We start from the raw sequence: 12,179 nt of genomic DNA, 5'->3' as shown, positions 1-12,179 counted from the left end.
GCGTTATTTTTCGCCATAATGCCCCCAAGAGGCCAAAACTAGCACAATAATTTTTTCTTCTTGAACCCTGTAAATCAGTCTGTGCTTATCGGTGATTCTTCTTGACCAGGTCGGGACAGAGTAATGCTTTAGTTTTTCTGGTTTTCCTGTTCCTGTAGTTGGGTGGGCTCGAAGCTCGTCCAAGAGTTTGTCGATTTTTATTAATACTTTTTTATCTCCAGCCCTTTTGTGTTTCTCAATGTCATCAATGGCTTCTTCGGTAAATTCTATGGAATAACTCATAAGCCCAAAAACTTTTTCTGTTCATCCTTAGAAATATGTTTTGTTTTTCCAGCTTCAGCTTGCTGTATCGATTTATCTATTTTAGCAATAAACTCTGATTCGGATAAAGCAGTTGTTGGGTCGTCATTTCCTATCTCAAAACGCACTTTCATCTCTTTCAAGAGTGATTTGAGTAAAGACGTTTGTTGTTCATTTTTGGGATAAACAATGATACTTTCCATTTTTGTAGGTTTAAAGTTCTATACTAACAAAGTTACCACAAAATAGCTAACAGCGAACAAGCAAACCAAAATGCCGAAAGTTTTGTTGCAAAGGGGACGGTCTTTTTAGGATTGTCTATTTACTTTGATGAATCAAACAACGAGTCATACTTTTTCTATGCAACCCGTATTTATTTATACTGAGGCAAGCCCCAATCCAAACTCGATGAAGTTTGTCTTTAATTTTGAACTTGTTCCCCAAGGCTTATCGTTCGACTATCCCGATTTAGCCGCTACGCAGGCCGAAGGAAAGTCGTCACCTTTGGCGGGAGATTTGTTCCAATTTCCTTTCGTGCAGCGCGTATTTTTGGCGTCTAACTTCGTGACTCTTACCAAAGATGACACCACCGACTGGGGTGAGGTTATTTTGGATACCAAGCAGTTTTTGAAGATTTATTTTGAAGAAAACCACCCTGTTTTTGAGCAAAAAACGGTTGAACGCAACACTACGATTGTGGATACTGACAGCCCAACGGTGCGTCAAATCAAAACTGTGTTGGACGATTACGTGCGTCCAGCGGTAGAGTCAGATGGGGGCGCTATTTCGTTTCATTCGTTTGAAGAAGAAACGGGCGTCGTAAAAGTACTTTTACAAGGTTCGTGCAGTGGCTGCCCGTCTTCAACCCTGACCCTCAAAGCAGGTATCCAAAACCTGTTGACGCAGATGGTTCCGACCGTCAAAGAGGTGGTTGCGGAAGGAGTATAGGCGCTTCCGTGTGCGATTTACCGTATTTTTGAGTTTCTTTGTGCAAAATATCCTCCAAAACCTTCTAAGTTTGTCAATTAGACAAAAATTTAGAAGGTTTTGGAGCGTTTATTTATGGTCGAATACCCTCTCTTACTCATTCACAATAAGCCATAAACTTAAAGAACCACTCATGTTGAACACGTTCAAAATAGGATTACTGCTTGGTTGGATCACTTTTTGTAGTTTTACTTTCAAATCGGACTCCGATGGGAGTATCGATGTTATCGTGTTGGATGCGGGGCATGGGGGAAAGGATACGGGAGCCAAAGGAAAAATATCCAAAGAAAAAGACATTGTTTTGGACATAACAATGCGGCTGGCGCGAAAAATAAAACTTGAAATGCCAGAAGTGAAAATAATTCTGACGCGCGCTTCGGATAAGTTTGTTGATTTGAGCGAACGTTCCAATATCGCCAATCGTCGTAAAGCTGATTTGTTTATTTCAATTCACTGTAACTCTTTGCCCAAAAACAAAAAGAGTCCAGCTGGAACGGAGACCTTCGTGATGGGGCTGCACAAGTCGGATGAAAACTTGGAAGTCGCAAAACGCGAAAACTCCAGTATCTTATTAGAGCAAAATTACGAAGAGCGCTATAAAGGTTTTAACCCCAATTCTCCACTGGCGTATATTATGTTGGCCAATCGCCAAAATGCTTACATCGCGAGTAGCCTGAGTTTTGCGGGAAAAATTGAACGCCAATTTCAAAAATATGCCGATCGCAACAGCCGTGGCGTAAAACAAGCGGGTTTTATGGTACTTTGGCAAACAGCCATGCCGAGTGTGTTGGTGGAAGCAGGGTTTATTAGCCACGCACAGGAAGAAAAATACCTCAATTCAGACGACGGCCAAGACGAAATAGCGGAAGCTATTTTTCGGGCGTTTAAGCAATACAAGCAAGAAGTAGAAGATCGGTAGTCATAAAAACAATCAACGATTCACATTCATGAAAATTTCTAAGGAAGCAAAAGTAGGGTTGATGGCAATTGTTGCGTTGTCGATGCTCTATTTTGGGTTTAATTTTTTAAAAGGTGCTGATTTCTTTTCGAGCAAATACAGATATTTTGTAGTATATGACAACGTGGGCTCACTTCAGCCATCGAACCCCATCAAACTCAACGGAGTACAAGTAGGGCAGGTAAAAAGTACTGAACTAATGACCGACCGTGGTAATAAAGTATTGGTAACCCTGGAAATTCAGAAAAATGTATTGCTGACCCAAGGTTCTAAAGTAATGCTGACGTCGGAGTTGTTGGGTGGAAGTGCCTTGATGCTTCAAATTGCGACGGGCGGCAAACAACTTCAGCAAGGAGATACGCTAATGGCTGATTCAGAAAAGGGGATTCAGGCGTTGCTCCAAGAACAAGCCTTGCCCGTGGTAAAGAATGCCGATTCGCTCATCATCAATTTGAACCGTATCGTAAAGCAGTTTGACCAAACGGGGTATGTATTGAATAAACTACTTACGACGACCGACCAAACAGCTTCGGGGATTAATGCTACGATTGCGCAAAATCGTCAAGCCATTGCGGCTACTTTGGCCAATGTCAATGCACTTTCGGCCTCTTTGATTGAGACGGAAAAGAGTTTTAAGCCAATTTTGGGGAATCTAAAAACAACGACTGATTCGTTGAAAGCGCTTCGTTTGGGTGAAACAATCGCACAAGCCAATTCGGCCGTAGCTACGCTTCAAAAATCACTTACTGCGCTTGAGCAAGGCCAAGGAACGGCAGGGAAGTTGTTGAAAGACCAAACATTGTACGATAATATCAATCGTACGATTGTGAGTGTAAACAAACTGATGACCAACTTCCGTCAATATCCTAAACGCTACGTGAATGTGTCGGTCTTTGGTAAAAAAGACAAAGGCCCCGCCGACAGCCCCGCCGATACGACGTTGAAGTACTAGCGGAGCCTTTTGGTGTATAAAAGACGTATTGCTAGGCACTAGCGAAGCGCCAATTTGATGAGTTGTTCGACGGTGATTTGGTCGCCTTCGCGTTTTAGAATGGTATCGACACTCTTCTCGGCGGTAGGCTTTGGAATCCCCAACATGACCAAAGCCGCCAGCGCTTCGCTGCGCACTTGGCTGTTGGCTGCCATAAAGACATTGGGCTGAGGAGCTATTAAACCCTCTTTTTTGATTTTATCCTTCAAGTCAATAATGACGCGTTGAGCCGTTTTTCCACCAATTCCTTTGATGGTCTGAATCAACTTCACGTCTTCGTTGACAATCGCCTGCTTGATTTCGGGTGCCGACAATGACGAAAGCATAATCAACGCCGTTGCTGACCCTACGCCCGATACGCTCACCAAGTCCAAAAACAAGGTCTTTTCAGTAGGTTCGGCAAAGCCATACAGCGTGTGGGCGTCTTCGCGGATTTGTTGGTAAGTATAAATTTTGCAGGCATCTCCTACATTGGGCAGTGCCCCGAAGGTTTGGAGAGATACTTTTACTTCATAACCAACGCCGCCTACGTCGATGATGACGTAGGCGGGGTCTTTATGAGCAAGTTTACCGTGTAAGTAAGCTATCATGGTTTATTTTTGAGTCCAATAATCAACCACCAATACTTTGTCGAGGTAAGGTCCTAAGACTTTCCCAAAAGCTTTGTGGTCGGGGTGAGGCAAATAGACCGCACGGTCGGCTTCCGACGCAAACGTCAAGAAGAAGCAATGCGTAAAACCTTGGTCGTGACCTTCGGGGCTATTGTTAGTTCCCCACTCAAATCCTTTGATTTCTTTGATTTGGGTAGGAAGTTTACGAAAAGCATCTTCTACTTTTTTTACTTGCTCGGCCGTGGTGCCGTCTTTAAATTTAAATAAAACGACGTGACGAAGTACCTTGTCGGAAGAAGATTGTGCCATAGCGCCAAAAGTAAATAATGCTAAAAATAGGGCTAAGAATGTTTTTTTCATGTGTAAATATCTGTTCTGTGTTTAGTAGGGAAGTTGCAAAACCTCAAAATCTACCCAGAGCAGTTGATACACTCGCCTGTGTTATCAAAAACACTACGTTCAAAATCGCCAAGTTGTTCTTTCAATTCCAAAATCTCGTCCTCAATTTCGCAACGGTCAAACAGCGATAATTCGCCCGAAGCAACTTGATTTTCAAGGTTTTTGAGCTTGAGTCTCATTTCTGAAACTTCCATTAGGGTTAATGTTGCCATGGTAATAGTAGGAGTATAAATGGATAATGTGGTTAAATGTCAATCCGAATCAGGCGGAAAAAGTTCGATGACTTTATTGAATTGTGGGGGTATCGTGCCACCATTCGTCGTTTTCCCAGTAATTGTCCCAGCCGAGGTGGCGGTATTTTTTATTGATTTCGACGTCGCGTTCACCAATAGAAAAATCGGTTAAAATATCGTTGGCAAAGATGAACAGATCCTTTGCCCAGACGACAGGCTTGGTCTGATTGGTTTTGTAGTTGCGCCAATTCCCTTCAAACTTAAAGCCACTCCCTTGTGCGGGCGCATTTTGAGAATAGTACCATAAATCGATACCACCGTTTTTGTGTTCATAAAAATCCAAAAACAGTTTTCCAGAAAACACACCAGAACCCTTAAAAATTGAATTTTCTTTTAACTCAAACGTCGCTTGGGCCGAATAAGCTTCTCGTAATGCAAAATCATCGCTTTCGTAGTGCTCTTCGTTATGGTTGGGGTCTTTGAAGGTCGCAAGCTTATCAAACGTCAGCGTTCCTTCAAAAGGCGTAATATTCTTTTTATAGCGATTTTTTCCTTTTACATAATAGACCGTTGGGTTCAACGAATCGCGGCGAACTTCAGAGAAATAAAACTCAATTCGATAGTGATCCGCACCATAGAAACCGTCAAAACGGTTGGCATATCCGCCTTCGGCATCAGTCATAAATAACAACGGCGTAATATCATGTTCTCCAAAAAAACTTGCCAATTGTTTCTCCGAAAGTGGGCTAACAATCAATGCTTTCAATGGGGCGGTCGTGTCTTTTCGCAGTGAATCCACGGCTTCTTTGTGCGTCACGAGTTTGACGGGTACGGCCGTAGGTTTTGAGTTCTCGTTGGTATTGCGGGCACACCCATACCAAGTAAGAGCAGCGAAGCCCAGGAAAAAAGCTTTGTTTAAAAAGAAGCGCATCAACGAATTTTATGGATTAGGTACTTACCAAGGTTATTATAAATCAAAACTTCTGCAATTATCAAATTAACGACCCACGATGCCCACGTGACCGTCAGGTATGTTTCAATGGGTTTGGTACTTAAAAAATACACCATTACGTAGCTTCCTACCCTCAAACTCATCGCGGCCAGTGTTACGGCATAGCTGCGCATCATCCATTCTACGTGCCTTTGCCACTGGTTTTTACGAATTTCATACCAAGCGACGAGGGTAGTTAGCCACCATACAAGGCATTGCAACGAAAATCCTACTTTGGCAGGCAAGCCGCCGTTGGCGTACAGTGCCAGTACAAAACCCGATGGGGCGGCCAAAAACAGTATCGAAAATACGTAAACTTTTCCAAGGGTTTGGTGCAAACGGCGATATTTTTTTACAAAACTTGGAATGAATTGCAACAGGCCGATTCCCATCACCCACCAACTACTTAGGATATGGACGTAGAACCCCACTTGGAAATCTTTTTTTGCCAAAACTCGGTCGGTTTTGGTCGTCAAGAAGTCTATTTCTGGTTCAAAACTTAGGTAGGGAATTACCTTCGTGAGCATTAGGATGGTAAATGCCGCAACGGAGAGGAAGAAAAGGGTAGGAGAAAATCGAGAAAAACGCATATTCAACTACCCTTTCATTTTCTATAAATACTTCATGTACGTAGCCAAATCCTTGTCGCCACGACCTGAGAGATTAATCACTACTGTTTCGTTGGAAGCTGCTTTTAGGTAGGGAAGCACCGCTAAAGCGTGTGAGCTTTCGAGGGCAGGAATAATACCTTCTAATTTGGCAAGTTCCATGGCCGACACAATTGATTCGTCGTCGGTGATGGCGTAGAACTGCGCCCGTTTGCTGTCGTGCAAATGCGCGTGCAATGGCCCAATCCCTGGGTAATCCAAACCTGCTGAAATAGAATGAGGCTCAACTACTTGGCCGTCTTCGGTTTGCATCAGAATGCTTTTACTACCGTGCAATACCCCAATTTTACCCAAAAACGTGGTTGCGGCCGACAAGCCCGACTGAATACCGTGGCCGCCAGCTTCTGCCGCCACCAATTGTACCGAAGTATCGTCTAAGAAATGATAAAATGCTCCTGCGGCGTTGGAACCTCCACCTACGCAAGCAATGACGTAGTCGGGGAGTTCGCTGCCCGTTTTTTCTAGCAACTGTTTTTTAATTTCTTCCGAAATCACCGATTGAAAACGCGCTACCATGTCGGGATATGGGTGTGGCCCCACGACCGAACCAATGATGTAGTGCGTATCGGTAGGATTGTTAATCCAGTGGCGCATGGCTTCGTTGGTCGCGTCTTTGAGGGTTTTAGAGCCACTCGTTGCTGGGCGTACTTCGGCGCCGAGCATTTTCATCCGAGCCACGTTTGGGGCTTGGCGTTGAATGTCAATTTCCCCCATATACACAATGCACTCCATACCCATCAATGCACAGACTGTGGCCGTTGCCACGCCGTGCTGCCCCGCACCCGTTTCGGCCACAATCTTTTTCTTACCCAAGCGACGCGCCAACAAAATTTGCCCAATCGTATTATTTACTTTGTGCGCTCCTGTGTGGCATAAATCTTCCCGTTTGAGATAAATAGTTGTGTTGTATTTTTCAGAAAGGCGTTGGGCCAAATACAGCGGAGTAGGACGCCCCACGTAATCGCGAAGAAGTGCCTGAAACTCTTCTTGAAAATCGGGTTGAGCGATGATATGAAGGTAGTTTTCGCGAAGCTCTTCCACGTTTGGATAAAGCATTTCGGGAATGTATGCCCCTCCAAACTGGCCATAATAACCGCGTTCGTTGACTTGGAAGGGTGAGCTTACTGACGTTGTTGCCATTTGTCGTGCTATTAAAGTTCGATTTCTTCTTCGGCGGGTCGAACCAGCTCGAAGAGTTGTCTTAGTTTTTCAATATCCTTAAACGCAGGTTCAATTTCAAATTTACTATTGACATCCAATCCAAAAATTTTGATGCCCAGTTCTGCGACTTGCTGTATATTTTCTAAAGATAAACCACCGCTTAGGAAGAAAGGTTTATCGTTTTGGTAACGTTTCAACGTATTCCAGTCAAACGTTACCCCGTTTCCGCCTGGTTGTGCTCCCTTCGCATCGAACAAGAAATACTCACAATGCGGGGTGTAATTATTGAGGCTGTTGAAGTTAAACGATTCGTCAATCGAAAATGCTTTGATGATGTTGATACCTCTGCTTTTGAGGGTTCGGCAAGCGTCGGGGGTTTCGTTTCCGTGGAGCTGCACAAATTGTAAATCGTAGCGTTTTACTTGTCTAAGGATAAAGTCAGGGTTGGCGTTGACAAAAACTCCTACCTTTTTACTGGTCTTGGGGATATTTTTGATAAATTCCTCATCGAGGCTTTCCCCTACGAAACGAGGTGATTTGTCATAAAAAATAAATCCGATAAAATCAGGTTTCAACTCCAGCAATTCGGCCAAATTAGCCGTGTCACGCATTCCACAAACTTTAATTTTCATCATAAGGCAAAAAGTGCGCAGGCACCATTAAAAGGTTAACTATTACGTCGGCTATTAAGCAAATTGTGTTTTTGACGTAATCTCAGCGACCAAACCGCGCAAGGCAGCGGCAGGGTCTTCGGTTTTCATAAACGTTTCTCCAATGAGAAAGCCTTGATAACCAGCCGCTCGCAACTGCAAGATTGTATCGGCATCTTTGAGACTACTTTCGGATATTTTGACGAAATCATCGGGAATAAGTTGCGCTAATTCCAACGATGTTTCAACTGATGTGACAAATGTTTTAAGATTTCGGTTATTTACTCCCACCATGTCCACGTGCTCGCATAAGCTCTGCTCCAATTCCTCGCGGTCGTGTACCTCTAGCAGTACTTCCAAACCGAGGCTGTGGGCTTTTTGTCCTAAATAGCTAATTTCGTCAGGAGTCAAACAAGCCGCAATGAGCAAAATCACATCGGCGCCGATGGCTTTGGCTTCCCATAACTGATATTCGTCAATCATAAAATCTTTGCGAAGCATGGGCGTCGTTGGATTGGCAGCGCGTGCTTTGCCAAAATCCTCAAACGTTCCACCGAAAAAATCGGTATCGGTCAGTACTGACAACCCATTCGCACCCGCTGCCACGTACCCTTGGGTCACGATTTCGGGCTGAACGCGGTCATTGATGATACCTTTAGAAGGAGATTTGCGCTTAAACTCGGAGATAATTCCTGAAGCGCCGTCGGCGGTGAGGGCGTTTTTGAGCGAGAGCGTGGGGCGACCAAAAAGCGGAGCTTGTTCCAGTTGGGCAAGAGTCACCCGACTTTTCGCGTCGGCAACTTCGGTACGTTTGTGGGCTACTATTTTGTCAAGAATATTCATTAGGGTTCAAAAATTTTGGCGACCGATATTTCAAGCTCAGGTAAGATACTTGTCGTTATCACGTCGTCTTCTGTAAAAGGCCGTAAGCCAATGTATTTTCCTTCGTCATTGAGTACATACACAAAGATAGCGTTATCGTTGGGTTCTACCAACCAGTATTCTTTCACGCCATTTTCTTCATAAACTTCGTATTTGTCGCGCATTTCTTTTTTGGTATTTCCTGGCGATAAAATCTCAATGATTAAATCAGGAGCACCAATACAACCACGGTCGTCGAGTTTATCAATGTCACAAATCACACAAATATCAGGCTGAACAACGGTGTAAATTTGATTATCCGCGCGTTTTTTACCTTTTAGCGGTGTAAGTCGCACGTCAAAAGGAGCCGAATATACTTCACACCTTTTTCCATCAAGGACATTGCTTATAGGAGTAAATAACTGCCGAGAAATTTTTTGATGCCGCCGCGCGGGTGTAGGCGACATGTTAAAAATCTTGCCTTTGATAAGCTCCAAACGTTCCTCAAACGTCCATTTTAAATAATCGGCGTAGGAGTAAGTACCATTAAGGTCTAATTCTTCAAATGTCATCACACTCATAAGAAATACAAGTTTTCTTTGGGTTATAAGTAACCCAAAGTACGCTACTTAGTCTTCAATCAACGTTTTGAACGCCGCCAGCGCTCGCTTGCTTTCCAACGATTCTCGGGCCATGGCTACCGCATCAGTTAACGACAAAGTAGAATCAGCGGCAAAAAGAGCCAAACCTGCATTGGCCAACACGGCCTCTTTTTGGGCGGCTGTTGCTTCATTATTCAATACATTGAGAAATATCGCCGCCGAATCTGCTAATGTTTCCCCTCCAAACAGGTCTTCAGGTTTGAGTGTCTTTAGTCCTAAGTCGGCTGGTACGAGAATCTGCTCATTTTGTGCCGTAATAATCTTAAAATCGCCCGTCAATGATACTTCATCGTAGCCATCCAACGAATGAACAATAAGGTACTTCATGTCCGACTGCTGATAAAGATACGCATAAAGACGAGCTAGTTCAAGGCTAAATACCCCCACCATTTGTTTAGGTGTAAAACTAGGGTTAATCATCGGCCCCAGCATATTGAAAAATGTCTTTATTCCCAGCTCTTTACGAATGGGAGCGACGTTTTTCATGGCAGGGTGAAAGAGCGGCGCGTGTAAATAGCAAATGCCTGCCGTTTCCATTTTCCGACGGAGATAATCAATGTCGTTGGTAAATTTAATTCCCAAATACTCCAGTACCGTCGATGACCCTACGGCCGATGATACACCATGGTTGCCCTGTTTGGCTACCTTTTGCCCTGTCCCTGCGACAACAAATGCCGAAAGGGTTGATACATTGAACGTATCCTTACCATCCCCACCCGTACCGCATACGTCCATCGCATCAAACTCCGAGAAATCGACGGGAAGAAGTAAATCGAGCATCGCTTTACGAAAGCCAGTTAGCTCTTCTACTGTAATGCCTCTAAGCGCAAAAACGGTCAGAAAACTAGCGATTTGAGAAGCATTATATTCTCCACGGCCAATGCCCAAAAGCGTCTGATAAGCGGTTGGTTCGTCGAGCGTTTGGTAGTTCAGTAGGTGGTTAAGGGTTGCTTTCATATCGGTCTGGCACCTCATTTTCTGTTTACAAATTCTGTTTTATTTGGGCTAGAATCTCGGCCGCCCCTTCGGCCAATAGCTTTTCGGCCAATTCGCCGCCTATCGATTCTGGCGCTGAAGTATCTCCCGTTACGGTATGTTTCAACAACGTTTGCCCATCAAGGCTTACAACACCACCTGTGATGCTCAACCCATCTGCTTGGTGCGTTGCTAGTCCAAATACAGGCACACTACAGCCGCCTTGCAAACGTCTCAAAAAGGCACGTTCGACCAACAGGCACGCTTCAGTAGCAGGGTGATTAAGGAGCTCTCGTAACTTTTCTTTTTTTTCTGGGGCAATGGTAGAACTACATTCAATCGCCACACTTCCTTGCCCCACCGCAGGCGTAAATTCATCAAGCTGTAAGTGTTCACAAATCAGCGAATCGTATTCCATACGGTGTACGCCTGCATAGGCCAGCAAAATCGCATCGCACTGCCCTTCTTCTAACTTACGAAGGCGCGTTTGGAGGTTTCCACGCATATCCACCGTTTTGATGTGGGGATAAAAATGTTTCAACATCGCCACTCGACGGGTCGAAGAAGTGCCCACCACAAATGCCTCTCCGCTTTTTAATGAAAGCGTTGTGTTGTGGCTTACAAGCACATCGTTTACGCGTTCACGCTCGGTAAAAGCAATCAGCTCAAGGTCTTCGTCCAGCTCCGACTGCAAGTCTTTGGCACTATGAACGGCAATATCAATGCGACCGTCGCGAAGCTGGTCTTCAAGTTCTTGGGTAAAAACCCCTTTACTTCCAATTTTAGAAAGCGAGCGGTCGAGGATTTGGTCTCCTTTGGTTTCAATGATGACGATCTCCGTCGAAAGCCCTCCCTGTTGGAGTGATTTTTCGACGTAATACGCTTGCCAAAGGGCCAAACGGCTTCCACGTGTTCCGATTTTTATGTGCATGAATAACTTCCGTTCTGAGTAAATAAGTATTTATTACTGAATGTAAAATTTATGCTATAGCATAACCCGAGTAGGAGCGTATAAATTCAGGTTGAAATCCTAACACAATATCATTGCGTTCAACTCCCTGTTCTACTAAGGCATTTGCAATATCATCTTCTGTCCAATTGGCTAAAATCCACACTTTTCCAGTCGGTTTTAATTGAATATGAATTAAAATACCTAGACGAAATGTATCTTTATCAGCCCATCCAGAACGTAATACTTGAAAATGGCCGTGTTCAAAATCGGTAAGGAGGTGTTCCTCAATATTATTTTGTGGTTGACTATGAACGTACTGTTTTAGCAAACCCACGATGGCCTCTCTATACTGCGTTAGTTTTTCCATGATACTATCATTTTTTCGCTTGCATCATAAACAATAAGCCTAATGTGATAGGTTTCTATCGCTTCTATTATCATTCCTAAACTTTCAAAGGCTCGATTCGCATGGGAAGGAATCGCCAAGTACAGGATTCGTTCTGGTTCTTGTTTACGTAGCCCAATCAAATAATTCATATACTGTCCTAGCGCAGTATGAAAATCATAGACCAATGAAGGGTTCAAAAAACTTTTAACTTCAACAGCAATTTTATGAATCCCTCGCTCTGCCGCAAACATTTTTTCTGCGCCCAAATCAATATCTTGTTTTGGGCGAAATTCAGGTATATTGATTGTATAAGGATCATGTGTAATGCTCCACCCCTCTTTTTCAAGGGCCACTCTTACAGCCTGATGAAATATATCCTTTGCCATTGTTAA

18 protein-coding genes are annotated in these 12,179 nt (G+C 43.9%); 3 read left to right on the top strand and 15 right to left on the bottom strand.

Features of this window, described 5'->3' with window-relative positions:
• Positions 1 to 3: 3 nt before the first annotated feature.
• Positions 4 to 282 (bottom strand): Txe/YoeB family addiction module toxin, encoded by a 279-nt coding sequence (locus tag DTQ70_RS18490; RefSeq protein WP_122932181.1) that lies wholly within the window; start codon positions 280 to 282, stop codon positions 4 to 6.
• Positions 279 to 503 carry a DUF2683 family protein gene (locus DTQ70_RS18485; protein ID WP_122932180.1) on the bottom strand — a complete coding sequence of 75 codons (225 nt, stop codon included), beginning with the start codon at positions 501 to 503 and terminating at the stop codon, positions 279 to 281. The genes DTQ70_RS18490 and DTQ70_RS18485 overlap by 4 nt, the downstream gene beginning before the upstream one ends.
• A 157-nt stretch (positions 504 to 660) precedes the next feature.
• Here DTQ70_RS18485 and DTQ70_RS18480 point away from each other — a divergent pair, with 157 nt between their 5' ends.
• The 3 genes from DTQ70_RS18480 to DTQ70_RS18470 all read left to right on the top strand — a co-directional run bounded on the left by DTQ70_RS18480 (position 661) and on the right by DTQ70_RS18470 (position 3,197).
• The gene (locus tag DTQ70_RS18480) at positions 661 to 1,248 is read left to right on the top strand and encodes a NifU family protein (RefSeq protein ID WP_122934469.1); all 588 of its coding nucleotides are present in this window, start codon (positions 661 to 663) and stop codon (positions 1,246 to 1,248) included.
• Positions 1,249 to 1,420: 172 nt separating this feature from the next.
• On the top strand, positions 1,421 to 2,206 hold the full coding sequence (locus DTQ70_RS18475) for an N-acetylmuramoyl-L-alanine amidase (protein ID WP_122932179.1): 786 nt from the start codon (positions 1,421 to 1,423) through the stop codon (positions 2,204 to 2,206).
• Between the two features lie 28 nt (positions 2,207 to 2,234).
• On the top strand, positions 2,235 to 3,197 hold the full coding sequence (locus DTQ70_RS18470; RefSeq protein WP_122932178.1) for an MlaD family protein: 963 nt from the start codon (positions 2,235 to 2,237) through the stop codon (positions 3,195 to 3,197).
• A 38-nt stretch (positions 3,198 to 3,235) separates the two neighbouring features.
• On the opposite strand, the gene ruvA is transcribed toward DTQ70_RS18470, so the two are convergent.
• The 13 genes from ruvA to DTQ70_RS18405 form a co-directional block, all read right to left on the bottom strand.
• The gene (ruvA, locus tag DTQ70_RS18465) at positions 3,236 to 3,826 is read right to left on the bottom strand and encodes a Holliday junction branch migration protein RuvA (protein WP_028524264.1); all 591 of its coding nucleotides are present in this window, start codon (positions 3,824 to 3,826) and stop codon (positions 3,236 to 3,238) included.
• A 3-nt stretch (positions 3,827 to 3,829) separates the two neighbouring features.
• Positions 3,830 to 4,156, bottom strand: a complete 327-nt coding sequence (locus tag DTQ70_RS18460) for a Dabb family protein (RefSeq protein WP_409050431.1) — start codon at positions 4,154 to 4,156, stop codon at positions 3,830 to 3,832.
• Between the two features lie 101 nt (positions 4,157 to 4,257).
• Complete coding sequence (locus DTQ70_RS18455; protein ID WP_028524266.1) at positions 4,258 to 4,458, bottom strand: hypothetical protein; 201 nt, start codon at positions 4,456 to 4,458, stop codon at positions 4,258 to 4,260.
• A 73-nt stretch (positions 4,459 to 4,531) separates the two neighbouring features.
• Complete coding sequence (locus tag DTQ70_RS18450) at positions 4,532 to 5,410, bottom strand: hypothetical protein (RefSeq protein WP_122932176.1); 879 nt, start codon at positions 5,408 to 5,410, stop codon at positions 4,532 to 4,534.
• Complete coding sequence (locus DTQ70_RS18445; protein WP_122932175.1) at positions 5,410 to 6,060, bottom strand: DUF2306 domain-containing protein; 651 nt, start codon at positions 6,058 to 6,060, stop codon at positions 5,410 to 5,412. Before DTQ70_RS18445 ends, DTQ70_RS18450 begins: the two co-directional genes overlap by 1 nt.
• A 21-nt stretch (positions 6,061 to 6,081) precedes the next feature.
• Positions 6,082 to 7,278: a tryptophan synthase subunit beta gene (gene trpB, locus DTQ70_RS18440; protein ID WP_122932174.1), complete on the bottom strand. Its 1,197-nt coding sequence runs from the start codon at positions 7,276 to 7,278 to the stop codon at positions 6,082 to 6,084.
• Positions 7,279 to 7,289: 11 nt separating this feature from the next.
• Entirely contained in the window at positions 7,290 to 7,931 is a 642-nt protein-coding gene (locus DTQ70_RS18435) for a phosphoribosylanthranilate isomerase (protein WP_122932173.1), read from the bottom strand.
• A 54-nt stretch (positions 7,932 to 7,985) separates the two neighbouring features.
• Positions 7,986 to 8,792 (bottom strand): indole-3-glycerol phosphate synthase TrpC, encoded by an 807-nt coding sequence (trpC, locus tag DTQ70_RS18430; RefSeq protein WP_122932172.1) that lies wholly within the window; start codon positions 8,790 to 8,792, stop codon positions 7,986 to 7,988.
• On the bottom strand, positions 8,792 to 9,391 hold the full coding sequence (locus DTQ70_RS18425) for a Uma2 family endonuclease (protein ID WP_122932171.1): 600 nt from the start codon (positions 9,389 to 9,391) through the stop codon (positions 8,792 to 8,794). The genes trpC and DTQ70_RS18425 overlap by 1 nt, the downstream gene beginning before the upstream one ends.
• A 48-nt stretch (positions 9,392 to 9,439) precedes the next feature.
• Positions 9,440 to 10,429 carry an anthranilate phosphoribosyltransferase gene (gene trpD, locus DTQ70_RS18420; protein WP_122932170.1) on the bottom strand — a complete coding sequence of 330 codons (990 nt, stop codon included), beginning with the start codon at positions 10,427 to 10,429 and terminating at the stop codon, positions 9,440 to 9,442.
• Positions 10,430 to 10,454: 25 nt separating this feature from the next.
• Positions 10,455 to 11,378: a hydroxymethylbilane synthase gene (hemC, locus tag DTQ70_RS18415; protein WP_122932169.1), complete on the bottom strand. Its 924-nt coding sequence runs from the start codon at positions 11,376 to 11,378 to the stop codon at positions 10,455 to 10,457.
• Positions 11,379 to 11,427: 49 nt separating this feature from the next.
• On the bottom strand, positions 11,428 to 11,766 hold the full coding sequence (locus DTQ70_RS18410; RefSeq protein ID WP_122932168.1) for a XisI protein: 339 nt from the start codon (positions 11,764 to 11,766) through the stop codon (positions 11,428 to 11,430).
• A complete protein-coding gene (locus DTQ70_RS18405) occupies positions 11,754 to 12,173 on the bottom strand; it encodes an element excision factor XisH family protein (RefSeq protein ID WP_122932167.1) in 420 nt (139 codons plus the stop codon). Before DTQ70_RS18405 ends, DTQ70_RS18410 begins: the two co-directional genes overlap by 13 nt.
• Between the last annotated feature and the right edge of the window lie 6 nt (positions 12,174 to 12,179).

The sequence above is a fragment of the Runella sp. SP2 genome, from assembly GCF_003711225.1.
Classification (GTDB): Bacteria; Bacteroidota; Bacteroidia; order Cytophagales; family Spirosomataceae; genus Runella.
Note: the sequence above shows the minus strand (reverse complement) of the source record. Positions and strands in the feature narration are given on the sequence as shown.